We start from the raw sequence: 24,593 nt of genomic DNA on the forward strand, positions 1-24,593 counted from the left end.
CCGAGGGGGCCTTCCGTGGTGGGCGATACTGGGATCGAACCAGTGACCTCTTCCGTGTCAGGGAAGCGCGCTACCGCTGCGCCAATCGCCCAATGCATCCGAGGATGCGGGTGGAGGATGGAGCGGACGACCGGATTCGAACCGGCGACCCTCACCTTGGCAAGGTGATGCTCTACCAACTGAGCTACGTCCGCACATCGGCTGGGCCGACGATCGATAACTTTAGGGCGGTCCTGGCGTCCGCGCAAATGCAGGTGGCCTGCAGTGTCGGACGTCACGGGCTGACGTCGCAGGTAGATGTCTCGGGCCGGTGCCACGGACCCTCAGGTCGGCGCGGGCGGATGTCGGCGCAGTGGTGCCGGAAAGGCAGAGAGGATTCAGGGGTGGGTGCGGCACCCCGTGTGAGTGGAATAGCCCGTGTGAGTGGAATAGAGGGTCGGGTTCCGCGCCTCGGGCTCAGGGCTCCGGATTCCGGGCCCAGGGCTTCGGGCCGTGAGGCTCCGGCTCCGGTGGTCGCGGGCTGCTCGGGGGTGTTCCGGGCGCGACCGTCGGTCGGGCGGTCCGGGGCGCGATGTACGTCACGTCGGATGTGGTCTTCGAGGCCGTTGGACCTCATGTAAGCTTCTTCGAGTCCACTCGGAAGGGTGGGCGACGGCGGTGGAGACACCATCGGGCGATTGGCGCAGGGGTAGCGCGCTTCCTTCACACGGAAGAGGTCACTGGTTCGATCCCAGTATCGCCCACGACGAGTTCCTCGGATCTCGTTGCGCGGACGTAGCTCAGTTGGTAGAGCATCACCTTGCCAAGGTGAGGGTCGCCGGTTCGAATCCGGTCGTCCGCTCCGGGGAGCGGCGCGCTCGACGTCCTGTCGGGAGCGCCGTTTCATATAGATGCGGAAGCATCTCCGGTGGGTTGGCCGAGAGGCGAGGCAACGGCCTGCAAAGCCGTGTACACGGGTTCGAATCCCGTACCCACCTCCGTCGGTGCCTTCGGGTGCCGCCCCGGGCGATTGGCGCAGCGGTAGCGCGCTTCCCTGACACGGAAGAGGTCACTGGTTCGATCCCAGTATCGCCCACCAGCACAGAAGGGCCCCGGTCTTCGGACCGGGGCCCTTCTGCTCTCCCGCGAACACCTCTGCGAAGACGTCGACGAGGGTCCAGGTGGCGCGCAGCCCGTCGGCTCGTCGACGGGGTCCTGGCCCGATACCATCGTCCGTGGAGCCGGCATCGTCGGCCGGCTCGACCCGAACATAAGGAGCACCCCCGTGGCCCAGATCGCCATCACCCTCGACGGATCCCCCCAGCAGCTCGAGGAGGGGACCACGGGCACCGAGCTGTTCGCGGACCGGACCGAGATCATCGCCCTGCGCATCGACGCAGAGCTGCGTGATCTCTCCACGCCGCTCGCCGACGGACAGGCCGTCGAGGGCGTCGAGATCTCCAGCGAGGACGGGCTCTCGATCCTCCGTCACAGCGCCGCCCACGTCCTCGCCCAGGCCGTGCAGGTGACGAACCCCGAGGCCAAGCTCGGCATCGGACCGCCCATCACCGATGGCTTCTATTACGACTTCGATGTCGCCGAGCCCTTCACTCCCGAGTCGCTCAAGGCGCTCGAGAAGGAGATGAACCGGATCATCAAGTCCGGCCAGCGCTTCGTGCGTCGCGAGATCACCGACGACGCCGCTCGCCTCGAAGAGGCAGAGGAGCCCTACAAGCTCGAGCTCATCGGTCTGAAGTCGACCGCCGGTGACGCCGCCGAAGGGGCGAGCGTCGAGGTCGGCGAGGGCGGGCTGACCATGTACGACAACGTGGACAAGAAGGGGCAGACGGTCTGGACCGATCTGTGTCGCGGCCCGCACCTGCCCACCACCAAGCTGATCGGCAACGGTTTCGCGCTGACCCGCTCCGCGGCCGCCTATTGGCGCGGCAGCGAGAAGAACCCGATGCTGCAGCGCGTCTACGGCACCGCCTGGCCGTCGAAGGACGAGCTTCGCGCCCACCAGGAGCGCATCGCCGAGGCCGAGCGTCGCGATCACCGCCGCCTCGGCAACGAGCTGGATCTGTTCTCCTTCCCCGACGAGATCGGGTCCGGGCTGCCGGTGTTCCACCCCAAGGGCGCCACGATCAAGATGGAGATGGAGGACTACTCCCGCCGCCGCCACGTCGAGGCCGGCTATTCCTTCGTCTCCACCCCTCACATCACGAAGAAGAACCTCTTCGAGACCTCCAAGCACCTCGAGTGGTACGCCGAGGGCATGTACCCCCCGATGCACGTGGACGAGGAGGTCGACGCGGACGGCAACGTCACCAAGCAGGGCCAGGACTACTACCTCAAGCCCATGAACTGCCCGATGCACAACCTCATCTACAGCTCCCGCGGCCGCTCGTACCGCGAGCTGCCGCTGCGTCTGTTCGAGTTCGGCAGCGTCTACCGCTACGAGAAGTCCGGCGTGGTGCACGGCCTGACCCGCGCCCGCGGGTTCACCCAGGACGACGCGCACATCTACACCACCCGGGAGCAGATGCGCGAGGAGATCGCCTCCACGCTCGACTTCGTGCTGGGGCTCCTGAAGGACTACGGGCTGGACGACTTCTACCTCGAGCTGTCCACCCGCGATCCCGAGAAGTCCGTCGGCGACGACAGCACCTGGGAGGAGGCGACGGCCACCCTCGAGGAGGTCGCCACCGCGTCGGGCCTCGACCTGGTCCCGGACCCGGGCGGCGCCGCCTTCTACGGCCCGAAGATCTCCGTCCAGGCGAAGGACGCGATCGGGCGCACCTGGCAGCTGTCCACGATCCAGCTCGACTTCTTCGAGCCGGAGCTCTTCGAGCTCGAGTACGCCGCTTCGGACGGCTCCCGTCAGCGTCCGGTGATGATCCACCGTGCCCTGTTCGGCTCCATCGAGCGCTTCTTCGGGGTGCTGCTGGAGCACTATGCCGGGGCCTTCCCGGTGTGGCTCGCCCCGGTCCAGGTGGTCGGCATCCCGGTCGCCGCCGAGTACGCGCCCTACCTCGAGGAGGTCGCCGCGAAGCTCCGCGCCCACGGCATCCGTGTCGAGGTGGACTCCTCGGATGACCGCATGCAGAAGAAGATCCGCACGCACACCAAGGAGAAGGTGCCCTACCTGCTGATCGCCGGTGGCGAGGACCAGGCCAACGGCGCCGTCTCCTTCCGCCTGCGCGACGGCAGCCAGGACAACGGCATCGACGTCGACACCGCCGTCCAGCGCATCGTCGAGGCCGTTGCGACGAAGGCGCAGGTGTGAGCGAGCAGCGCGACCGCGAGGAGCCCTCCATCCCGGAGGGCTCCTCGCACCCGGGCTCCCCGCAGCCGGTCGTCGAGGACGCCCGCCGTTTCGCGGGCGTCCCGGACGACTCCCAGAGGCTGTGGACCCCGCACCGCATGGCGTACATCGGCGGCGAGAACAAGCCCACGGACCCGCACGACGACGAGCAGTGCCCTTTCTGCGCGGGGCCGCAGCGCTCGGACGAGGACGCGCTGATCGTCCACCGCGGCGAGGTCGCCTACGTGATCCTGAACCTGTACCCCTACAACGCCGGACACCTCCTGGTGTGCCCGTACCGGCACGTCGCGGACTACACGGAGCTGGATGACGACGAGGTGCGCGAGGTCGCCGAGCTGACGCGGACCGCGATGCGCGTGATCCGGCAGGTGTCCGATCCGGCCGGCTTCAACCTGGGCATGAACCAGGGGCCGGTAGCCGGGGCGGGGATCGCCGCCCATCTGCACCAGCATGTGGTGCCGCGCTGGATGGGCGATGCGAACTTCCTGCCGATCATCGGCCGCACGAAGGCGATCCCGATCCTGCTCGCGGACACCCGCCGGCTGTACGCCGACGCGTGGCCCTGAGCTAGCATGACCGAGGTCGCCGGCCCCGGGAACGGGCCGACGGCAACCGGCGAGCGGCGTGCGGGGACCACCGGCGCATCCAGGGCAGGGGAGGAACGACCTCGATGAACACGACCGGATTCCCAGTGCGCCCCGCGCACGGGACCGCTGTCCTGGACTCCGGCTACGGGTACGACGTCGAGCGCCCGGATCCCCGCGGACCTGCTCGGCTCGGTGAAGGCGGGTCGCAGCGCTCCCGACGGCGACCTCCCTGGGTGCGCTGGGCGGCCTTCGCGCTGTCCTTCCTGCTCCTCGCCGGCGGCGCGGTGCTCCTCTATCTCTTCGTCATCCTCCCGCTCGGCTTCGGCACCTCCCTGGTCGCCTTCACCGCGGCCCTGGTGCCCGTGGCCATCGTGTTCATCGCGGTGTGGTGGATCGACCGGTACACCCCGCAGCCGCGGATCTCCTTGGTCTACGCCTTCATCTGGGGTGCCGTGGGCTCGGTCGCGCTGACCTTCGTGATCGGCGGCCCCTTCACCAGCTGGATATCGCCGAGCGAACCCAGCGAGGTGACCGCCTCGTTCCTCGGCGCGGTGATCCAGGCGCCGATCATCGAGGAGAGCATGAAGTCCGCCGGCCTGATCGGGCTGCTGATCTGGGGGCGTCGCTACATCGCCGGACCGATCGACGGGGTGGTCTATGCGGCGCTGATCGCCGGTGGGTTCGCGTTCACCGAGAACATCCTCTACTTCGGGAACTCGTTCCATCAGGCGCAGGCCGCCGGCGAGGTCGACGTCTTCTGGCAGACCTTCTTCCTGCGCGGCGTGCTCTCACCCTTCGCCCACGTCTCCTTCACCGCACTGTGCGGACTGGGACTGGGCATCGCGGCGGAGCGGCGCTCGCTGATGCTGTACTTCGGGCTCGGCGTCGGCGGGCTCTCGCTCGGCATGGTCCTGCACGCGCTGTGGAACGGGTCCTCGTTCTTCCTGCCGGTCGATCCGGCGAGCCCCCTCGCCGGATTCCTGCGCTACTACGCCACGGTGCAGGTGCCGATCTTCCTCCTCCTGGCAGGGATCGTGCTCTTCCTGCGGCTGCGGGAGCGCCGCATCCTGCGCCGGCAGCTCTCGGACTACGGGCGGGCCGGATGGTTCGCCCCGTCGGAGATCGACCTCCTGGTCGCGATGGGCCGTCGCCGCAAGGCCGAGAAGTGGGCCGGCCGCCATGGCGCCGTCGCCCGCATGGGGATGCGCGACCTGATCCGCGCCTCGATCGAGCTGGGCATGCAGCGACACAGCGTGCTGCACGGACGCGCCACGGCGAAGACCCGCCGGCAGGAGCGGGAGCTGCTCGAGCGGATCACGGCCGATCGTCGCCTGATCGGATCGCTCACCGAGCCCGTCGTCCGTCGCTGACCCGCGTCTGTCCGTGACCGTCCTGACAGGGACGATGCCGCCGTGGCCCTAGAATGGATCCGCACTGCGCCGGTATCCGGCGTATTCGTCGGGAGGAGAGAGATGTCAGGGCATTCCAAGTGGGCGACCACGAAGCACAAGAAGGCCGTCATCGATGCCAAGCGCAGCAAGGCATTCGCCAAGCTGGTCAAGAACATCGAGGTCGCGGCACGCATGGGCGGGCCCGATCCCTCCGGCAACCCGACCCTCTTCGACGCGATCCAGAAGGCCAAGAAGACCTCGGTCCCCAATGACAACATCGACCGTGCCGTCAAGCGCGGCGGCGGGCTCGACGGCGGAGGGGTCGACTACGAGACCCTGATGTACGAGGGGTATGCCCCGGGCGGCATCGCCGTGCTGGTCGAGTGCCTCACCGACAACAAGAACCGCGCGGTCTCCGAGGTGCGCCTCGCCTTCAACCGCAACGGGGGGAACATGGCGGAGTCCGGCTCCGTCTCCTACCTGTTCGAGCGCAAGGGCGTGGTGACGGTCCCCAAGGGCGACCTCACCGAGGACGCGCTGCTCGAGGTCGTGCTCGACTCCGGCGCCGACGAGATCACCGACGAGGGCGAGTCCTTCGAGATCCTCTCCGAGGCCACCGACGTGGTCGCCGTGCGCACCGCGCTGCAGGAGGCGGGCATCGACTACGACAGCGCCGAGGCGCAGTTCGTCCCCACCATGCGCACCCCCGTCGACCTGGACGGCGCCCAGAAGGCGCTGCGCCTGATCGACGCCCTCGAGGACAGCGATGACGTGCAGAACGTCTTCTCGAACCTCGACATCCCGGACGACGTCGCCGAGCAGCTCGCGGACGCCGAACCCGAGTGATGAGCATCCCCGTAGTGCCGGCCGTCGCCGCACGACGGGGCGCCGTGGGGTGTCCGATCGCCCGGCGCACGACAGCACCGACAGCACCGACAGCACCGACGGCACGGACAGCACGGACGGCAGCGAGAGCGCCGCAGGCAGGGGGGGGGGAGGACCGGATGACCTTGAGGGTTCTCGGCGTCGACCCGGGCCTCACGCGATGCGGCGTCGGGGTGATCGACGCCGCCGGCGGACGCCGCGCGACCTTCGTCCACGCCGGGGTCATACGGTCCGGCACCGAGGATCCGCTGGATCAGCGTCTGCTCGCGATCGCGAGGGGTCTGCGTGCGGTGATCGAGGAGTACTCCCCGGATGTCGTGGCGGTGGAGCGGGTGTTCAGCCAGAACAACATCTCGACGGTCATGGGGACCGCTCAGGTCTCGGGGATCGCACTCCTGGAAGCTGCTGAGCGGGGAATACCCACGGCTCTGCACACACCCTCCGAGGTGAAGGCCGCGGTCACCGGCAGCGGCCGCGCCGACAAGAAGCAGATCCAGACGATGCTGGTCAAGCTGCTGGGTCTCGAGGCGCCCCCGCAGCCCGCCGATGCGGCCGATGCGGTCGCGATCGCGCTGACCCAGCTGTGGAGGGGGCCCGGCCCGGTGGCGCTGGATGCCACCGGTGGTTCCCGCACCAGCGCACAGGGCGTCTGGGCACGTGCGGAGCGCGAGGCACGACGCGCCCGGGAGCGCTCGACCTCCCGCCACTGATCGAACACTCGTTCTAGAGTGGGGCCGTGATCGCATCCCTGACCGGCCGCGTGGCCCGCATCGACCTCGACGCCCTCGTGCTCGAGGTGGGTGGCGTCGGCTACCTCGTCCGCACCACACCCCAGGCCCTGAGCTCCACCCGTCACGGCGCGGAGCTGACCCTGCACACCGAGCTGGTGGTCCGCGAGGACTCGATGACCCTCTTCGGGTTCCCGCACCCGGAGGAGGCGGAGACCTTCCGCATCGTGCAGTCCGTCTCCGGCATCGGGCCGCGGACCGCGCTCGCGGTGCTCGCGGTGCTCGAGCCCGAGGAGCTGCGCCGGGCCGTCGCCGACCAGGATGCGAAGACCATCACCCGCACGCCCGGCATCGGCCCCAAGGTCGCCAGCCGCATGCTCCTCGAGCTCGGGGGGAAGCTTCCGGCACCGGCAGGTCCTGCTGCGTCGGAGGGAACGGCGGGGGCGGCGGAGACGAGCTCCCTGCCCTCCGGCGTCGACGCTGACGTCGTGGTCGCCCTGGTGGGGCTCGGCTGGGCGGAGAAGGGTGCTCTCTCCGCCGTCGAGGGCGTCCGTGCCGGGACCGACGATCCCTTGGACGCCGCGGAGCTCCTGCGCCGCGCACTGCGCCAGCTGGGCGGCAGCCGATGAGCCCCGAGGGCGCCCCCGACAACGATCCGCGGGACGCAGGACCGCACGCGCGCGAGGACTCCGTGATGAGCCCGGAATCGGCGCCGCCGGAGCGCACCGCGGAATCAGCGCTGCGGCCCCGCCACCTCGACGAGTTCGTCGGCCAGCAGGTGGTGCGCGACCAGCTCTCGCTCGTGCTCGATGCCGCCTCCGCGCGCGGCAGGACACCGGAGCATGTGCTCATGTCCGGACCGCCAGGGCTGGGCAAGACCACGCTGGCGATGATCATCGCCGCTGAGCTCGAGGCGCCCTTGCGCATCACGTCCGGTCCGGCGATCCAGCACGCCGGTGACCTCGCGGCGATCCTCTCCTCCCTCGACGAGGGCGAGGTGCTGTTCATCGACGAGATCCACCGGCTGGCGCGTCCGGCCGAGGAGATGCTCTACATCGCGATGGAGGACTTCCGGGTCGACGTCGTGGTGGGCAAGGGGGTCGGTGCCACCTCGATCCCGCTGGATCTGCCGCCGTTCACCGTCGTCGGGGCGACGACCCGGGCCGGCCTGCTCCCCGCTCCGCTGCGCGATCGCTTCGGATTCATCGGGCACCTGGACTTCTATGCGCCCGAGGAGCTGCGCGAGGTGGTGCGGCGCTCCGCGACACGGCTCGAGGTGGACCTCGCCGACGAGGCGTCGCAGGAGATCGCGTCGAGGTCCCGCGGGACCCCGCGCATCGCGAACCGGCTCCTGCGCCGGGTGCGGGACTGGGCACAGGTGCGCGGCAGCGGGCGCCTGGACCTGGCCGCTGCGAAGGAGGCGCTGCGCGTCTACGAGGTCGACGACCGCGGCCTGGATCGTCTGGATCGCGCTGTGCTCAGTGCTCTGTGCGGGCGATTCGCCGGGGGGCCGGTGGGTCTGTCGACCCTGGCTGTGGCCGTGGGGGAGGAGATCGAGACCGTCGAGACCATGGTCGAGCCCTATCTCGTGCGGGAAGGATTCTTGCTGCGCACCCCACGGGGACGGTCCGCCGCCCCGGCAGCCTGGACCCATCTGGGGCTCGAGGCTCCGGCCGGAGCCGCGGGGGCGGCCCCGATGCTCGGGCGTTTCTGACCGAGTCCTGCCGCCGCTTCCCGTCCGGATCCCGGCTGGGAAGCATGCCCGGGGGCGGCAGGTACAGTGGGGCGGTCAGTCGTCCGCGGCAGGACGGGCAGGGAGCATGCGCTCCTGGGCACGTCGCTGTCCGCCGAAAGGAAATCCGTGGAATCTCTCCTCCCGCTCCTGCTCATCTTCGCAGTCATGATGCTGCCCCTGCTGTTCATGTCGAATCGCCAGAAGAAGGCGCAGGCGAAGCAGCGTGATGCGGTCTCGCAGCTCGGCATCGGGGACGAGGTGCGCACGCACTCCGGGTTCTACGGTCTGATCGTGGACTCGTTCGACGATGTCGTCATCCTCGAATCCGAGAACGGCGCCCAGACCAAGTGGGCCCGCCAGGCGATCGCCATGGGCGTGGACCCCGTCGACGCCGATGCGGCCGACGCGACCACCGAGGACGAGACCGTCGAGTCCGAGCTCGACCGCGGCACGAACCCCGGCGTCACCGTGGCCGACGACTTCGCCCGCCCTGAGGACCAGCGCGACCGCTGATCCCTCCGGAGGTGCGCCCGTCACAGGACGTGATGGCGCGCATCTCCACACGTAGGTGGCCAGGTGGTGTTCCCGCATGCTGCGGTACCCGGCCCCACGACTCCGAGCGTCTGCTCGGTCCGACTTGTCCGTCGTCCTGAGGAATCCTGCCCCATGCCCGCACGTCGCATCGCCCTCATGGCCCTTGCGGTGCTGATCCTGCTGCTGGGCGGCGGGATCGGTGCCGGGGTCTGGAAGGGGGGCTGGCAAGCCGCTCCCAAACTCGCCCTCGACCTCGAGGGCGGCACCCAGATCATCCTGCAGACGCAGTCCCGCGACGGCGCCGAGGTCGACAGCACTGCCATGGAGCAGGCACGCCAGATCATCAGCCAGCGCGTGAACGCGATGGGTGTCTCCGAGACCGAGATCAGCGTGCAGGGCGGGACGAACATCGTCATCGATGTCCCCGGCACCCTCGACCAGGAGACCTCGAAGGCCATCCGGCAGACGGCCTCGATGTCCTTCCGTCCGGTTCTGGGGGTCGTCGCCCCCGAGAGCACGACAGAGGGCCAGCCCTCCGACGGCGGCGGCGCCTCCGACGGCGGGTCGGCGTCCGATGCCGGGGGAGCGGACGGCAAGGAGACCTCGTCGGCCCCCGCGGATCCGTCCGAGATGCAGTTCGACGGTCTGGTCAGCGATGACACCGAGCAGGCACCGCCCGAGGCACCGGCCGAAGGCGAGCTGAAGTACCCGGCCTGGTCGATGGAGTGGATGACTCCCGAGATCCAGACCGAGCTGATGGAGGCGGACTGCACGGACCCCAGCTCCCAGCAGGAGACGGTCTCCGCGACCCCTGCCGATGAGCCCGTCGTGGCCTGCGACCCCGACGGCACGCAGAAGTTCCTGCTCGGCCCCGAGGTCGTCGCGGGCTCCTCGATCTCCAGCTCGAGCGTCGCGGCCGATGTGAACCCGACCGGTCAGTCCACGGGCTTCTACGTCGTGAACATGAGCTTCAAGGAGGACGCCGCACAGTCGTTCTCCGACATGACCAAGGCGCTGTACAACGGTGAAGGTGCCAGTCCTGCCTTCGGCATCGTGCAGGACGGCATGGTCATCTCGGCGCCCCAGGTGCAGGAGCCGTCCCCGGGCGGCGAGGCGTCCATCTCCGGTGACTTCTCGCAGGACCAGGCGAGCCAGCTCTCCGATCAGCTGCGCTTCGGCGCGCTTCCGCTCGAGTTCGACGTCGCCTCCGAGCAGCAGATCTCCGCGACGCTGGGCACCGATCAGCTCCGGATGGGACTCATCGCCGGTCTCATCGGACTGGCTCTCGTGGTCGCCTACGCCTTCGTCCAGTACCGCACGCTCGCGCTCGTGACCACGACGAGCCTGATGGTCATGGGCATGCTCACCTATGCCACGCTCACGGTGCTCTCGAACATCCCCGACATCGGGTATCGCCTGTCCCTCGCCGGGGTCGTCGGCATGATCGTCGCTGTCGCGTTCACCGCGGACTCCTTCATCGTCTACTTCGAACGTGTGCGGGACGAGATCCGTGACGGACGAGGGATCGTGGGCGCCGTCGACCATGGCTGGGACCGTGCCAAACGCACGATCCTCGCCTCGGACTCGGTGAACCTGATCGCCTCGGTGGTCCTCTACCTGCTCTCGACCGGTGGCGTGCGCGGCTTCGCCTTCGTGCTCGGGGTGACCACGCTGCTCGACCTTCTGGTCGTCTTCCTGTTCACCCATCCCATCCTCCAGGTGCTCGTGCGCACGCGGTTCTTCGGCAAGGGACACCCCTGGAGCGGTCTGGATCCGGCGATGCTGGGCCGGCAGGTCCCCGCCTATGCGGGCCGTGGCCGGGTGCGGACGCTCGAGGAGCGCGGCGAGATCGAGGAGGAGGGACCGCGGGAGACGCTCGCGGAGCGCAAGGCTCGCCTCCGCCGAGAAGCAGCCCCTCAGGACGAGGCGCCCACGGCGGCGTCCGCCGACGGCGGCGGGATCGACCCGATGGATGACGACACCGAGGAGACGAGCCGATGACCGCGACATTCTCCCGGTTCGGGAACGACCTCCACGCAGGTCGCCGCACCGTCCCGATCGTGCGTCGCCGCCGCACCTGGTATCTCTTCAGCCTCATCGCGATCGTGCTCCTCGCCGGTATCGCCGGGCTGCGTGGCCCGAACCTCGGCATCGAGTTCACCGGCGGGTCCGAGTTCCAGATCGCGGGCGTGGCCGATACCGACCAGGTCGCGGCTCGGGACACGGTGCGCGATCACCTTCCCGACAACGAACCCAAGATCACGGTCCTGGGGCGGGACACGATGCGCGTCCAGACCGAGCAGCTGGACTCCGCGGAGACCGCCGCACTGGCGGAGGACCTCGCCACGGCTTACGACGTCCCCGTCGATGCGGTCTCGACCTCCTACGTCGGCCCGGTCTGGAGCGGCGATATCACGCAGAAGATGCTGCGTGCCGTCGTGGTCTTCCTCGTGCTCGTCGCGGTGACCATGGCGCTGTACTTCCGCAATCTGAAGTCCTCGTTGGCGGCCATGGGCGCCCTGTTCCACGACATGCTGATCACCGCCGCGGTCTACGGCGTGGTCGGTTTCGAGATCACCCCGGGCACGGTGATCGGGTTCCTCACCGTGATGGGCTACTCGCTGTACGACACCATCGTGGTCTTCGACAAGGTCCGCGAGAACGTCTCGGGGCTGACGGATCAGACGCGTGCGAGCTTCGCCGATCAGGTCGAGCTCGCCGCGAACCAGACCCTCGTGCGGTCGATCAACACCTCAGTGGTGGCCCTGCTCCCGGTCGGCTCGATCCTCGTGATCGGTGCCTTCCTGCTCGGCGCCGGCACGCTGAAGGACATCTCCCTGGCACTGTTCATCGGCATCATCGCGGGCACCTACTCCTCGATCTTCCTCGCACCGGGCTTCCTCGTGGACCTGCGCCGCAAGGAGCCGGAGATCGCCGCGCACACGGAGAAGGTGCACACGGCCCGTCGCAGCGGCGGCACGGGCGTCGGCACCGCCGGCGATCGACTGATCGACCGCGCCGACGACGCTGACGACGCCGACGATGCCGATGCCGATGATGCCGACGACCTGCCTGCAGGCAACGCCGAGGACGTCACCGATGACCGGGTCGAGGAGGCCTCCGCGCCCGCCTCGGACCAGCAGCCACCGGTCGCAGCGCCCGTGCGTGACGCGAGCCGGCAGCCGCGACGGAGCTCCCGGAGACGGCGCCCTGCCTCAGGAGAGGGTTCCCGATGAACGAACAGGTGGCAACGCCCGAGGAGATCGAGGCGCTGCGCGCGACGCATATCTCCGAGTACCCGGACTTCCCCCAGCCCGGGATTCTGTTCCGCGACATCACTCCACTGCTGCGGGACGCCGAGGCCTTCCGCACGGTGATCCGGTACTGGCTCTCGCTGCTTCCCGACGACATCGAGTACGTCGTCGGGACCGAGGCCCGCGGTTTCGTGGTCGGAGCGCCCCTCGCGTACGAGCTGGGCGCGGGATTCGTCCCGGTGCGCAAGGCCGGGAAGCTGCCGGGGGACCCCGCCAGCCTCAGCTATGACCTCGAGTACGGCAGTGCGGTCGTGCAGATCCCTGAGGGGTCGCTCCCGAGAGGTGCCCGCACCCTGATCGTCGATGACCTCCTGGCCACCGGCGGCACCGCGGCGGCCACGCTCGAGCTGACCCGGCGTTTCGACGTCGAGGTCGTCGGCGTCTCGTTCCTCCTCGAGCTCGAGGGGTTGCACGGCCGCGAGAAGCTGCCCGATGTGCCTCTGACGAGCGTCTGGTCGCTGCCGAACTGAGCCGTCCTCCTGCACCGTTCTGCAGGGTGTCCGCGGACCGCGGACCGCGGACGGCGGTCCTGGGCTCGGTGACCCGCGCGTAGACTGGCGCTCCTAGAGCAGGAGGTGTGCAGTGCAGGAGCGGCCCGCATCCGAGACCACGGGAGACGGCGTGGAGACGCCGCGCGCCCCGTCGCCGGCCTCGCCGAACACCCGACCGATGACGCAGGGACCCCGGAAGTCGCGTTCCCGGCTGGCCTTCTTCTCCTCGCGCTCCGGCACCCCGACCGATCCGCTGCTGTCTCCGCTCCTGGAGACCATGTCCGCTGTGAATCCCAAGGAGAGCCTCGTGCTCGTCCAGCGGGCCTACACGGTCGCGGAGCGGGCTCATCGCGGGCAGACCCGCAAGAGCGGGGATCCGTACATCACCCACCCTGTCTCGGTCGCGACCATCCTCGCCGAGCTCGGTTCGCCGGCCGACGTGGTGGCGGCGGCACTCCTGCACGACACGGTCGAGGACACCGACTATTCCCTCGAGCGGCTCCGCGCGGAGTTCGGGGAGGTCATCGCCGTCATGGTCGACGGCGTGACCAAGCTGGACAAGGTCACCTACGGCGAAGCCGCGCAGGCGGAGACCGTGCGCAAGATGATCGTGGCGATGAGCCGCGACGTCCGGGTGCTGCTGATCAAGCTCGCTGATCGGCTCCACAACGCACGCACCTGGAAGTACGTCCCGGCCGTCTCTGCCGAGCGCAAGGCCAAGGAGACCCTCGAGATCTACGCGCCCCTCGCGCACCGGCTCGGCCTGAACACCATGAAATGGGAGCTCGAGGACCGTTCCTTCCAGGTCCTCTACCCCAAGGTCTACGAGGAGATCGTCGCGCTCGTCGCCCAGCACGCCCCCGCCCGGGAGCAGTATCTGAAGCTGGTGTCCTCCAAGATCCAGGAAGACCTGAAGAAGGCCAAGATCAAGGCGGAGGTCACGGGCCGTCCGAAGCACTACTACTCGATCTATCAGAAGATGATCGTGCGGGGCCGCGACTTCGCCGACATCTACGATCTGGTCGGGATCCGGGTGCTCGTCGACTCCGTCCGCGACTGCTACGGGGTGCTGGGCACTCTGCATGCCCGGTGGTCCCCGGTCCAGGGCCGGTTCAAGGACTACATCGCCCTGCCGAAGTTCAACCTCTACCAGTCGCTGCACACCACCGTCATCGGGCCCACCGGCAAACCGGTCGAGGTGCAGATCCGCACCCGGGAGATGCACCGACGCGCGGAGTACGGCGTCGCGGCGCACTGGAAGTACAAAGCGATGGCCGTGGGCACCGACAGCGGCGACTCGAAGCCGGTGAGCAACGAGGCCGCCTGGCTCCGGCAGCTGATGGACTGGCAGAAGGAGACCACGGACTCCGGCGAGTTCCTGGACTCGCTGCGCTTCGAGATCAACACCCAGGAGGTGTACGTCTTCACCCCGAAGGGAGACGTGCTGGCGCTTCCGCAGGGATCCACCCCGGTCGACTTCGCCTACACCGTGCACACGGAGGTCGGGCATCGGACGATCGGTGCACGCGTCAACGGCCGACTGGTGTCGCTGGAGTCCGTGCTGTCCACCGGGGACGTCGTCGAAGTCTTCACCTCGAAGGCGCTGGAGGCGGGCCCCAGCCGGGACTGGCTGGGCTTCGTGAAGTCCCCTCGCGCACGCAGCAAGATCCGTCATTGGTTCTCCAAGGAGCGTCGCGAGGAGGCCCTCGAGCGGGGCAAGGAGGATCTCGCCAAGGCCCTGCGTCGCCAGGACCTCCCGATGCGCCGGCTGCTCACGCACGAGACCCTGGCCACGGTCGCGTCCGACCTGAACCTCCCGTCGGTGGACTCCCTGTACACGTCCATCGGTGAGGGTCATACCGGGGCGCAGCACGTGGTGGAGAAGCTGCGTGCGGTCTTCGGCGGATCGGACGGCGCGGAGGAGGACGTCGCGGAGATGACGCTGCCGTCCCGCGCACGGTCCCGTCCCCATCGCGGGGACCGCCACACCACGGAGTCCGATCAGGGCGTCGTCGTCGACGGGCAGACGGACCTCTGGGTCAAGCTGGCCAAATGCTGCGCCCCGGTGCCGGGGGATCCGATCGTCGGCTTCGTGACCCGGGGGTCGGGGATCTCCGTGCACCACACCAGCTGCACCAACGCGATCCAGCTGCAGGAGCAGCAGCCCGATCGCATCGTGGACGTGAAGTGGTCCGGCCGTCACAGCGCCGCCTATCTCGTGCACATCAAGGTGGAAGCGCTCGATCGGCCGCGCCTGCTCACCGATCTCGCCCTCGTGATCTCCGAACAGCAGGTCAATCTCCACTCTGCGGCCGCGCAGTCCAACACCGACCGTCTGGCCACGACGTTCTTCTCCTTCGAGCTCGCGGACCCCTCGCATCTGCAGTCGGTGCTGGCCACCGTGCGCCGCGTCGAAGGTGTCTACGACGTCTACCGGGTGACGGCCGACGGCAAGCCCGTCGGCACGGCCGAGCCGCTCTCCGTCTCCTGACCGCAGGGGCCGCGACGTCGGCTCATGCAGCCATCGACGGCGGCTCCAGCAGTGTTCCGACGCGCTCGCGGGCTGCTCCGGCACCGGGATAGCGCTCCATCCGCTGGAGCCGCCGGCGGATCGCGGCCTCGGTGACGTGGCCGTCGTGGATCAATCCGGACAGCCATGGCGCCGCGACGTGGTCAGGTGCGAACCGCAGCAGATCCACGGCCGTGCGCAGCGGACCTGTCACCGGAGCCCCGCCGATGGTCTCCACCTCGCGGGGATGCAGGCGTGCCGTACGCACGGTGGCGCCGACGAGTGATCCCCGATGGGCGGGGGAGAGGAGCTCGGCCGGCGCCGGTGGGTCCCCTCCGAGCGCGACCCAGGCCGCCGAGGGGCCGGCGATGACGTAGTAGGACTGCAGGCGCGACCCCAGTGCACATCCCAGCGCGAGGGCGCGCTGGATCGAGGTACCCAGGATGTCCGGAGGAAGGAACACGCCGGGAAGGATCCGGGCGAGCAGCTGCTGCTCGACCATCCCCGCCGTCGACGGGTTCTCCTCCCACCGCTCGAGGTGCGCGGCGAGCGGGACGGCGAGCTCCGCCGCATGATGGGACCAGGCGGCACAGGCGCCGGTCAGGGGAAGGGCATGCCTGCCAGGTCGGTCGGGAGTGCCAGGTCTGCCGGGAATTCCGGTTCCGCCGAGAAGACCTGACCGACCGGGAACGGCGGGAGCGGCGGGATCAACCGCGCGACGGGAACCAGCGCCCCGTTGCTGCTCTTCGCGTCCGCTCTGTGTCATGGACCGACTCTTGCTCCTCTGCGCACGGACGGCAAACGCCCCGCCTGCCACTGTGGACAGACGGGGCGGGGGAGGAACGGTCCTGCCCGGAAGTCGGCTCAGCTCAGCTCAGCGCGGCTCAGCTCGGTTCAGCTCCAGGGCAGCACACGATCAGTCGAGATCGCGTGCGGACCGCTCGATGACGGCCAGCCACTCCTTGCGCGCTTCGAGGGCGGTCTCCGCCTCGGCGATCTTGCGAGGGTCGCCGCCGGCACGAGCCTTGTCCAGAGCGTCCTCGTAGGAGGCGATCGCGGAATGCAGCTGCGAGGAGGCACCTTCCACCCGTGCCTTGGTCCGCGGGTCGGTGCGGCGCCATTCGTCCTGCTCGGCGTTCTTCACGGCCCGTTCGACGCTGCGTAGGCGGTCGTCGACGCGTCGCATGTCCGCCCGCGGAACCTTGCCTGCTTCCTCCCAGCGGTCCTGGACGGACCGCAGCGCAGTCTTCGCCGCGTCGAGGTCCTTCGCCGGGTCGATCGCCTCGGCCTCGGCGAGCAGCGCTTCCTTCGTCTCGAGGTTCTTGCGCTGCTCCTCCTCGGTCTCGTGGAGGTCGGCGTTGCGAGCCGTGAAGAAGCGGTCCTGGGCGGCCTTGAACCGCTTCCACTGCGCGTCATCCTTCTTGCGGCTGCCGCGCGGTGCCTCGCGCCACTGGCTCATCAGATCCTTGTAAGCGCGGACCGTCGGACCCCAGTCCGTCGAGTCCTGCATCTCCTCGGCGCGCGCGATCAGCGCTTCCTTGGCGCCTGCCGCCGCCGTGTGCTTCTCGTCGAGCTCGGAGAAGAACTGCTTGCGCATGCGATCGAAGGTCGCGCGCGCCGCCGAGAGCCTCTTCCACAGGCCTTCCTCGGTGGGACGGTCCAGGGACACGTCCTCGGCCTGCATCGACTTCCACGTGGGGACCATCTGACGCATGGTCTCGCCGGCGTTCTTCCAGGAGAGCTGTTCCGGATCCGTGGCGACGAGCGCCTCGATCGACTCGACGAACTCGGTGCGTCGCTGCACGGAACCAGCTCGCTCCTCGGCACGCTTGGCCTCGAGCTCCTGGATCTTCTCCTTGGCCTTCTCGCGCAGCTCGTGCGCTCGTGCGCGCAGAGCCGGGATGTCGCCGACGACCTGCGGCTCCTTCATGTTCTTGCGCAGGTTCTCGAGCAGCCGGTTGAGCTCGTTCTGGGTGTGCTCGGGAGCGTTCAACGTGGTCTGCGTGAGATCCAGGAAGGCCACGAGATCGAGGTAGGCACGGGCGAACGGATCCAGCGCCTGGTCATGGTTCGACTCGGTCGTGGTGCCGACGGTCCGGACCTGCGTGCCGTCCTGCACCGTCACCGACCCGTCCTCGGTGACCGCGCCGAAAGCCTTCGCGGCGGCGAGCTGCTCGGGGTCGTACTCGGTGACGGGGGGCATCACCGGCAGCAGAGCGGCACTGGGCTTCTTGCCGGCCAGGGCGGCCGGCGACGGGATTCCGGGCTTGTGGCCCGGCGCCGGACGCGGCGCGGCCGCGGGCGTCGGGCGAGCGGCGGGAGTCTCTGCGCTCTCGGTGCTCTCCGCGGTCTCTGCGTTCTCCGGGGTCGTCTGAGGGGTGGTCTCCTCGGCAAGTGCCGTCCCCGCGGCCTCCTCGGACTCCGAGGTCGCGGCCGGCTCGGACTCCGAAGTGGCGACCTGCTCGGGTTCCGGAGCGGCGGCCGGCTCGGCTTCCGTCGTGGCGGCCTGCTCGGGTTCCGGAGCAGCGGCCTGCTCGGGCTCGGCGGCGGTGACGGGATCCGCGGCGGAGGCGGGCTCCGTCTCCGGTGCAGCGGCAGACTCGATATCCGTCGTGGCGGCCGGCGCCAGCTCTGCTTCCGGGGCCGGTGCGGACTCCGGGGCCGCTGCTGGCTCGGACGAGGTGACGGCCTCGGGGGCGGTGGGCTGCTCGACAGCCGGATCAGTGGTCTGATCGGCGGGGGTCGATGCGGGGAGGGGAGTCTCGGACTCGCTCACGATTGAGCTCCTTCGGAGGGGATCCGCTGCAGGGCGGGACACTGCCACCATGATCGGCGGCCGGGCTGGTACGCGGACGTGCCCCGCATGACGGAGCGCACCACGTCCCGGAACTCTACCGTGACCGGCGCGTCGGGATCGCCCTGTCCGGGGTCGGCCCCCACGGTCGGCGTCGGGGATACTAGGAACCGGCCGCCCAGGCCGACGACCGACGAAGGATGTGCACGCAATGGCGAAGACCTCGAAGAACTCAGGACTGTCCGGATTCCCCGAGTGGCTCCCTGCCGAGCGACTCGTGGAGCAGCACGTGATCGACGTGTTCCGCGAGGTCGCCGAGCTCCATGGGTTCTCCGGCATCGAGACGCGCGCGGTCGAGCCCCTCGACCAGCTGCTGCGCAAGGGCGAGGTCGACAAAGAGGTGTACGTGCTGCGTCGTCTCCACGCCGAGGAGGGCTCGGAGGATGCCGGTGCCGACCCCGCCCGTACCCTCGGCCTGCACTTCGACCTGACGGTGCCGCTGGCCCGGTACGTCCTTGAGCACCAGAACGAACTGGTCTTCCCGCTGCGCCGCTTCCAGATCCAGAAGGTCTGGCGCGGTGAGCGGCCGCAGGACGGACGGTTCCGCGAGTTCTACCAGGCCGATCTCGATGTCATCGGCCAGGACACCTTGCCCGGGCACATCGAGGCCGAGGTCGCGGTGGTGATGGCCGAGATCCTCGACCGTCTGCCGCTTCCCCCGTTCACGATCCACGCCAACACCCGTCGGCTCTCCGAGGGGTTCTTCCGCTCCCTGGGTCTGGAGGACCACACGGCCGTGCTGCGCAGCCTCGACAAGCTGCCCAAGATCGGCGCCGACAAGGTGCGCGATCTGCTGCTGGCCGAGACCGGGGCGACCCCGGAGCAGGCCCAGGCGTGCCTGGACTTCGCCGCGATCCGCACCCGGGACGCCTCCTTCGCCGACAGGGTGCGCGAGCTCGGCGGCACGGGTGAGATGGTCGAAGAGGGCATCGCCGAGCTCACGGCGGTCCTCGAACGGGTCGAGGCCGTCGTCCCCGGCGTGATCCTCGCGGATCTGTCGATCGCCCGTGGGCTGGACTACTACACCGGGACGGTCTTCGAGACCTTCGTCAGCGGCCACGAGAACCTCGGCTCGGTCTGCTCCGGAGGGCGCTACGACTCGCTGGCCGCGGACAATCGGCACACCTATCCCGGGGTCGGGCTGTCCATCGGGCTGTCCCGTCTCGTCTCGCGGATGCTGTCCGCAGATCTCGCCCGCGCCACTCGCGCCGTACCGACCTGCGTGCTGGTGTCCGTCGCCGATGAGGAGGCCCGCCATCTCAGCGACGACGTCGCGCGGAGCCTGCGCGCTCGCGGCGTCTCCTGCGAGGTCGCGCCGACGGCGGCCAAGTTCGGCAAGCAGATCCGGTACGCCGATCGTCGTGGCATCCCTTTCATCTGGTTCCCCGGCGACGCCGGCGAGCAGGGGGAGGTCAAGGACATCCGCAGTGGTGAGCAGTCCGTGGCGGATCCGACGAGCTGGGAGCCCCCGGCCGCGGACCGCACGGTGCGTGTCGTCTCGGCACCGCTGGCTCAGGACTGACGTCCGAGCAGGACGGGCCTCCGCGCAGGACTGGTATCCGATGAGCTGAGTCACATCGCGGCGCTGCGGGAATGATCCGCGGCGCCGCGGCGTTCCACCGGTCATGGCTACCGTCACGCTGACCGCAGAGAACCACGATACGACCGTCGAGGACGGCATCGTCCTGATCGACTTCTGGGCGGGCTGGTGCGTGCCGTGCCAGCGCTTCGCCCCCATCTTCGAGGAGTCCTCCGAGACTCACGAGGACGTCACCTTCGCCAAGGTGGATACCGAGGACCAGCAGCAGCTGGCCATGCGCTACGGCGTCACCTCCATCCCCACCCTGGTCGCCTACCGCGAGGGCATCCCGGTGTTCTCCCAGGCCGGCGCTCTTCCGCAGTCCGCCCTCGAGGACCTCATCGGTCAGGTCAAGGGCCTGGACATGGACGAGGTCAAGAAGGCCTACGCCGAAGCGCAGGAGAACGAGAAGGCCTGATCAGGCCCCGATCGACGCGGAGCCGAAGCGGCTCCCACCACGACGAGAAGGCCCCTCCTCCGAGTAATCGGAGGAGGGGCCTTCGTCGTGCGTGGACGGTCCTGCGGGGGCCGTCCTGCATGGGCGATCCTGCCCGGGCCGGAGGGCCCGGGCGGACCGATCAGCTGTCGGAGGACCGCCGGAAGGGCTTGCGCTTGCCCTCGTAACGGCTGCCGCTGTCATGCCGGCCGCCGCTGCTCTCGGGGCGGCCGCCCCGAGCACCGCCCCCGCGGGGACCGTTGTCCGGACCGATGCGCAGCGAACGACCGCCGACGCGGGCCTTGCCGATGCGCTCGATCTGCGCCGAGTCGAGGGAGCCACGGATCTGCACCAGTGCGAAGGTCGGGAAGATCTGGATCTTGCCCACGTCCTTGCCGTTCAGGCCGCCCTCGCCGGTGATCGCGCCGACGATGCTCGGCGGACGTGCGCCGTGGGTGTGGCCCACTCCGATCTTGTAGGAGGTGTAGCCCTTCTCCGGCTGCATGGACTCGGCGCGCGGGCCGCGGTCGCCGCGACCGCGGTCATCGCGCCCACGGTCGTCGCCGGAGAACTTCGAGGCGGTGAACTCCTCGTCCTCGGACGGGGCACCGGGGCCGTCGTCGCCGACGGACATGGCGCCCAGTGCCGCAGCGAGCTCGAGCGGATCGATATCGTTCTCGGCCACGTACTGACCGACCAGCTCGCGGTACAGCTCGAGGCGACCGCGCTCGACGCGCTCGGGAACCTTGGTCAGCAGCGCGGCCAGACGGTGCTTGGAGACGTCGCGGGGCGACGGGATGACCGCCTCCTCGAGGGTCTGCTTGGTGGCGCGCTCGATGTTCTTCAGCGTGCGTCGCTCGTGGGGGCCGATGAAGGTCAGGGCCTCGCCCGAGCGGCCGGCGCGTCCCGTGCGGCCGATGCGGTGCACGTAGGACTCCGGCTCCTTGGGCACGTCGAAGTTCACGACGAGTCCGATCTTCTCGACGTCCAGGCCGCGGGCGGCGACGTCGGTCGCGACGAGGACCTGCAGCGATCCCTCGCGCAGGCGCTCCACGATCTTCTCGCGCTCCTTCTGGGGAACGTCGCCGCTGATCGACGCGGCCACGAGTCCGCGCCCGACGAGTGCCGTGCCGACCTCTTCGGCGGCGGCGCGGGTGCGCACGAACACGATCGCGGCCTCGGCCGAGGAGGTGGCGAGCACGCGGGCGAGAGCGCCGGTGCGGTGCTTGAAGGGCACCACTGCGTAGGTCTGGTGGACGCTCTTGACCGTCGAGGTCTGCGGGGACACGCTGACGCGCACCGGGTCCTTCATGTGCGTCTGTGCGACGCGCTGGATCGCCGAGGGCATCGTGGCGGAGAACAGGGCGACCTGTCGGCTCGCGGGGGAGTGGGAGAGGATCTCCTCGACGTCCTCCGCGAAGCCCATGCGCAGCATCTCGTCGGCCTCGTCGAGGACGGCGAAGCGGATGGTGTCCAGGCGCAGGTTCGTGCGGCGCATGTGGTCCATCACGCGACCGGGGGTGCCGACGACGACCTGGGCGCCGCGCGCGAGGGCACGCTCCTGCGGGCCGTAGGGGGAGCCGCCGTAGACGGCGAGCACGTCGAGGCCGCCGATCGAGGTGGCGAAGGAGGAGATCGCGTCCGCGACCTGCATGGCGAGCTCACGGGTCGGGGCGAGCACGAGGGCCTGCACCTGGCGCAGGTTCGGGTCGATCGCGGCGAGCAGCGGGAGGCCGAAAGCTGCGGTCTTGCCGGTACCGGTCTGGGCGACGCCGATGACGTCCTTGCCCTCGAGCAGCGGCGGGATCGCACGGGCCTGGATCGCGGACGGGACCGTGAAGCCGAGCTCGTCGACTGCGCGGCGCAGGGGTGCGGGCAGGTCGATGTCGTCGAAGGTGGGGCCTGCCGGGACCTCGGGGGCGGCTGCCTCGGAGGTGGGGGCCTCGGAGGCGGGCGCCTCGGGGGCGTCGGCGACGGAGGCAGGAGCCTCGGTGGCGGGAGCCTCGGCCGCGGCAGAGGCGGGTGCCTCAGCGGCAGGAGCTGCGGCGGAATCCGTGCTCAGGGCAGGATCAGAGACAGGTGAAGCGTCAGACATAACGTCCTTTGAGGGGTGGAGTGAAATCGACAGCCCTCACGAATGGCAGGGCTGATGCCCTGGCAGGTCGCGATGTGAGACGCACACGGAGTGAACAGCGCAGCACGAGCGACAACGGGCTCGAATGACCTGCAATTCCGCAGGTCGGACAAGGTCCCAGTCTACGGGCGGGATGTCCTCAGGGACAGGGGTGCGTGGGCGATATCGCTCACCCTGCGCGGTACCCTGGAGTCTGCCCACCCTGGACACGGAGGTCAGGGGCTCGCCATCGCGATGCCTCGACCCCGCCCCAACGCCCCACTGTGAAGGACACCTCGTGCTGCGCACCCATTCCGCCGGCGCGCTCCGCTCGGAGCACATCGGACAGACCGTCACCCTCACCGGCTGGATCGGCCGTCGCCGTGACCACGGCGGCGTGACGTTCCTTGATCTGCGCGACGCGAGCGGCGTCGCCCAGGTGGTGGTCCGGGAGGACGATGCCCTCCACCTCCGCAACGAGTACGTGCTGCAGGTCGTCGGCACCGTCGGCAAGCGCCCCGAGGGCAATGAGAACCCGCTGCTCCCCACGGGCGAGATCGAGGTCACGGCCCAGACCGTCGAGGTGCTGAGCGCCTCCGCTCCGCTGCCGTTCCAGCTCGATGAGCACTCGGAGGTCGGCGAGGAGGCGCGGCTGCGCTACCGCTACCTCGATCTGCGCCGCCAGGGGCCCGCGAAGGCCCTGCGCCTGCGGTCCGAGGTCAACCGAGCAGCGCGCGACACCCTCCTGGACCAGGACTTCATCGAGGTCGAGACCCCCACGCTGACCCGCTCCACGCCCGAGGGCGCACGTGACTTCCTGGTGCCCGCGCGGCTCGCGCCGGGCTCCTGGTACGCGCTGCCCCAGTCCCCGCAGCTGTTCAAGCAGCTCCTCATGGTGGGCGGGGTCGAGAAGTATTTCCAGCTGGCCCGCTGCTACCGCGACGAGGACTTCCGCGCGGATCGTCAGCCCGAGTTCACCCAGCTCGATGTCGAGATGAGCTTCGTGGACCAGGAGGACATCATCGCCCTGGCCGAGGAGATCCTCACCAACGTGTGGGCCAAGAGCGGCCGCGAGATCAGCACGCCGTTCCCGCGGATGACCTACGCCGAGTCGATGCGCCGCTATGGCTCCGACAAGCCCGACCTCCGTTTCGACCTCGAGCTGATCGAGATGACGGAGTACTTCCAGGAGACGCCGTTCCGGGTCTTCCAGTCCCCGTACGTCGGCGCGATCGTCATGGCCGGCGGTGCCTCGCAGCCACGTCGTCAGCTCGATGCCTGGCAGGAATGGGCCAAGCAGCGCGGAGCCAAGGGCCTCGCCTACGTGCTCGTCCAGGAGGACGGGACCTTCACCGGGCCGGTCTCCAAGAACATCTCCGATGCAGAGAAGGCCGGCCTGCTCGAGGCCACCGGCGCCAGCCCCGGCGACTGCATCTTCTTCGCCGCCGGTGAGGCGAAGGCATCGCGAGCACTGCTCGGTGCGGCCCGCAACGAGATCGCGGAGCGACTGGGACTGATCGATCGCGACGCCTTCGCCTTCGTGTGGGTCGTCGACGCGCCGATGTTCGAGCCTGCGGCCGATGCCCGTGCCGCCGGGGACGTCGCCGTGGGCGAGGGCTCGTGGACTGCGGTGCACCACGCCTTCACCTCTCCGAAGCCGGAGTTCATGGACTCCTTCGACACTGATCCGGGTTCGGCCCTGGCCTATGCGTACGACATCGTGTGCAACGGGAACGAGATCGGCGGCGGCTCGATCCGAATCCACGACCAGTCCGTGCAGGAGCGCGTGTTCAAGGTGATGGGCATCGGCGAAGGGGAGGCGCGGGAGAAGTTCGGCTTCCTGCTCGACGCCTTCCAGTTCGGTGCCCCGCCGCACGGCGGCATCGCCTTCGGCTGGGACCGCATCGTCGCGCTGCTCGTGGGGGAGGACTCCATCCGCGAGGTCATCGCCTTCCCCAAGACCGGTAACGGCTATGACCCGCTGACGGCAGCGCCGGCCCCGATCACTGCGCAGCAGCGCAAGGAGGCCGGCGTCGACACGAAGCCCGCCGCGAAGGGCGCGGACGCCGGGGCGGCCGGCACGTCGGGTGCCCAGTCGGAGGGCGTCGCTCCCAGCGCCTGATCGATCCCGCA

At 69.4% G+C, this 24,593-nt stretch carries 18 protein-coding genes and 6 tRNA genes; 19 read left to right on the forward strand and 5 right to left on the reverse strand.

The features are described 5' to 3' along the window. Positions 1–16: 16 nt before the first annotated feature. A tRNA-Val gene (locus ACT3T5_RS09090) sits at positions 17–91 on the reverse strand. Between the two features lie 27 nt (positions 92–118). Further along, positions 119–194 (reverse strand) — tRNA-Gly (locus tag ACT3T5_RS09095). Between the two features lie 477 nt (positions 195–671). Between ACT3T5_RS09095 and ACT3T5_RS09100 the strand changes: the two genes are divergently transcribed. The 16 genes from ACT3T5_RS09100 (at position 672) to ACT3T5_RS09175 (ending at position 15,460) form a co-directional block, all read left to right on the forward strand. Further along, positions 672–743: transfer RNA gene (locus ACT3T5_RS09100), tRNA-Val, on the forward strand. A 25-nt stretch (positions 744–768) separates the two neighbouring features. Further along, positions 769–841: transfer RNA gene (locus ACT3T5_RS09105), tRNA-Gly, on the forward strand. Between the two features lie 65 nt (positions 842–906). Then, a tRNA-Cys gene (locus ACT3T5_RS09110) sits at positions 907–977 on the forward strand. 26 nt (positions 978–1,003) lie between these two features. Further along, positions 1,004–1,078, forward strand: a tRNA-Val gene (locus tag ACT3T5_RS09115). Positions 1,079–1,264: 186 nt separating this feature from the next. Then, a complete protein-coding gene (gene thrS, locus ACT3T5_RS09120) occupies positions 1,265–3,265 on the forward strand; it encodes a threonine--tRNA ligase (protein ID WP_444579078.1) in 2,001 nt (666 codons plus the stop codon). 29 nt (positions 3,266–3,294) lie between these two features. Beyond that, the gene (locus tag ACT3T5_RS09125; RefSeq protein ID WP_444579093.1) at positions 3,295–3,870 is read left to right on the forward strand and encodes an HIT family protein; all 576 of its coding nucleotides are present in this window, start codon (positions 3,295–3,297) and stop codon (positions 3,868–3,870) included. 104 nt (positions 3,871–3,974) lie between these two features. Then, the gene (locus ACT3T5_RS09130) at positions 3,975–5,261 is read left to right on the forward strand and encodes a PrsW family intramembrane metalloprotease (RefSeq protein WP_444579077.1); all 1,287 of its coding nucleotides are present in this window, start codon (positions 3,975–3,977) and stop codon (positions 5,259–5,261) included. A gap of 102 nt (positions 5,262–5,363) precedes the next feature. Next, positions 5,364–6,128 carry a YebC/PmpR family DNA-binding transcriptional regulator gene (locus ACT3T5_RS09135; RefSeq protein WP_444579075.1) on the forward strand — a complete coding sequence of 255 codons (765 nt, stop codon included), beginning with the start codon at positions 5,364–5,366 and terminating at the stop codon, positions 6,126–6,128. 158 nt (positions 6,129–6,286) lie between these two features. Then, a complete protein-coding gene (gene ruvC / locus ACT3T5_RS09140) occupies positions 6,287–6,877 on the forward strand; it encodes a crossover junction endodeoxyribonuclease RuvC (protein ID WP_444579074.1) in 591 nt (196 codons plus the stop codon). A gap of 26 nt (positions 6,878–6,903) precedes the next feature. Then, a complete protein-coding gene (gene ruvA / locus ACT3T5_RS09145) occupies positions 6,904–7,524 on the forward strand; it encodes a Holliday junction branch migration protein RuvA (RefSeq protein ID WP_444579072.1) in 621 nt (206 codons plus the stop codon). 65 nt (positions 7,525–7,589) lie between these two features. Further along, entirely contained in the window at positions 7,590–8,609 is a 1,020-nt protein-coding gene (gene ruvB, locus ACT3T5_RS09150) for a Holliday junction branch migration DNA helicase RuvB (protein WP_444579070.1), read from the forward strand. 147 nt (positions 8,610–8,756) lie between these two features. Continuing rightward, complete coding sequence (gene yajC / locus ACT3T5_RS09155; RefSeq protein ID WP_444579068.1) at positions 8,757–9,143, forward strand: preprotein translocase subunit YajC; 387 nt, start codon at positions 8,757–8,759, stop codon at positions 9,141–9,143. 153 nt (positions 9,144–9,296) lie between these two features. Beyond that, complete coding sequence (gene secD, locus ACT3T5_RS09160) at positions 9,297–11,165, forward strand: protein translocase subunit SecD (protein ID WP_444594240.1); 1,869 nt, start codon at positions 9,297–9,299, stop codon at positions 11,163–11,165. Then, a complete protein-coding gene (gene secF / locus ACT3T5_RS09165; protein WP_444579066.1) occupies positions 11,162–12,400 on the forward strand; it encodes a protein translocase subunit SecF in 1,239 nt (412 codons plus the stop codon). The genes secD and secF overlap by 4 nt, the downstream gene beginning before the upstream one ends. Beyond that, positions 12,397–12,948, forward strand: coding sequence for an adenine phosphoribosyltransferase (locus tag ACT3T5_RS09170; protein WP_444579065.1), 552 nt, complete (start codon positions 12,397–12,399; stop codon positions 12,946–12,948). The genes secF and ACT3T5_RS09170 overlap by 4 nt, the downstream gene beginning before the upstream one ends. A gap of 199 nt (positions 12,949–13,147) precedes the next feature. Then, entirely contained in the window at positions 13,148–15,460 is a 2,313-nt protein-coding gene (locus tag ACT3T5_RS09175; RefSeq protein ID WP_444579063.1) for a RelA/SpoT family protein, read from the forward strand. Between the two features lie 22 nt (positions 15,461–15,482). Here ACT3T5_RS09175 and ACT3T5_RS09180 read toward each other — a convergent pair whose 3' ends face one another. Further along, positions 15,483–15,980 (reverse strand): hypothetical protein, encoded by a 498-nt coding sequence (locus ACT3T5_RS09180; protein WP_444579062.1) that lies wholly within the window; start codon positions 15,978–15,980, stop codon positions 15,483–15,485. A gap of 414 nt (positions 15,981–16,394) precedes the next feature. Next, positions 16,395–18,254 (reverse strand): DUF349 domain-containing protein, encoded by a 1,860-nt coding sequence (locus ACT3T5_RS09185; RefSeq protein ID WP_444579061.1) that lies wholly within the window; start codon positions 18,252–18,254, stop codon positions 16,395–16,397. Between the two features lie 229 nt (positions 18,255–18,483). On the opposite strand from ACT3T5_RS09185, the gene hisS reads away from it, so the two are divergent. Further along, a complete protein-coding gene (gene hisS / locus ACT3T5_RS09190; RefSeq protein ID WP_444579059.1) occupies positions 18,484–19,854 on the forward strand; it encodes a histidine--tRNA ligase in 1,371 nt (456 codons plus the stop codon). A gap of 103 nt (positions 19,855–19,957) precedes the next feature. Beyond that, positions 19,958–20,329, forward strand: coding sequence for a thioredoxin (trxA, locus tag ACT3T5_RS09195; protein ID WP_444579057.1), 372 nt, complete (start codon positions 19,958–19,960; stop codon positions 20,327–20,329). Positions 20,330–20,489: 160 nt separating this feature from the next. On the opposite strand, the gene ACT3T5_RS09200 is transcribed toward trxA, so the two are convergent. Beyond that, complete coding sequence (locus tag ACT3T5_RS09200; RefSeq protein WP_444579056.1) at positions 20,490–22,442, reverse strand: DEAD/DEAH box helicase; 1,953 nt, start codon at positions 22,440–22,442, stop codon at positions 20,490–20,492. Positions 22,443–22,758: 316 nt separating this feature from the next. Here ACT3T5_RS09200 and aspS point away from each other — a divergent pair, with 316 nt between their 5' ends. After that, on the forward strand, positions 22,759–24,582 hold the full coding sequence (gene aspS / locus ACT3T5_RS09205; protein ID WP_444579055.1) for an aspartate--tRNA ligase: 1,824 nt from the start codon (positions 22,759–22,761) through the stop codon (positions 24,580–24,582). Positions 24,583–24,593 lie beyond the last annotated feature (11 nt).

Origin of the sequence: Brachybacterium sp. AOP3-A1-3 (assembly GCF_052378285.1) — a bacterium.
Taxonomy (GTDB): domain Bacteria; phylum Actinomycetota; class Actinomycetes; order Actinomycetales; family Dermabacteraceae; genus Brachybacterium.

What these genes read in the sequence shown, in the direction of transcription:
- ACT3T5_RS09130 (WP_444579077.1), top strand. Translation starts at nt 3,975, where the DNA reads ATGAACACGACCGGATTCCCAGTGCGCCCCGCGCACGGGACCGCTGTC.
- ACT3T5_RS09135 (WP_444579075.1), top strand. Translation starts at nt 5,364, where the DNA reads ATGTCAGGGCATTCCAAGTGGGCGACCACGAAGCACAAGAAGGCCGTC.
- ruvC (WP_444579074.1), top strand. Translation starts at nt 6,287, where the DNA reads ATGACCTTGAGGGTTCTCGGCGTCGACCCGGGCCTCACGCGATGCGGC.
- ruvB (WP_444579070.1), top strand. Translation starts at nt 7,590, where the DNA reads ATGAGCCCGGAATCGGCGCCGCCGGAGCGCACCGCGGAATCAGCGCTG.
- secD (WP_444594240.1), top strand. Translation starts at nt 9,297, where the DNA reads ATGCCCGCACGTCGCATCGCCCTCATGGCCCTTGCGGTGCTGATCCTG.
- secF (WP_444579066.1), top strand. Translation starts at nt 11,162, where the DNA reads ATGACCGCGACATTCTCCCGGTTCGGGAACGACCTCCACGCAGGTCGC.
- ACT3T5_RS09170 (WP_444579065.1), top strand. Translation starts at nt 12,397, where the DNA reads ATGAACGAACAGGTGGCAACGCCCGAGGAGATCGAGGCGCTGCGCGCG.
- ACT3T5_RS09175 (WP_444579063.1), top strand. Translation starts at nt 13,148, where the DNA reads ATGACGCAGGGACCCCGGAAGTCGCGTTCCCGGCTGGCCTTCTTCTCC.
- ACT3T5_RS09180 (WP_444579062.1), bottom strand. Translation starts at nt 15,980, where the DNA reads ATGGTCGAGCAGCAGCTGCTCGCCCGGATCCTTCCCGGCGTGTTCCTT.
- hisS (WP_444579059.1), top strand. Translation starts at nt 18,484, where the DNA reads ATGGCGAAGACCTCGAAGAACTCAGGACTGTCCGGATTCCCCGAGTGG.
- trxA (WP_444579057.1), top strand. Translation starts at nt 19,958, where the DNA reads ATGGCTACCGTCACGCTGACCGCAGAGAACCACGATACGACCGTCGAG.
- ACT3T5_RS09200 (WP_444579056.1), bottom strand. Translation starts at nt 22,442, where the DNA reads ATGTCTGACGCTTCACCTGTCTCTGATCCTGCCCTGAGCACGGATTCC.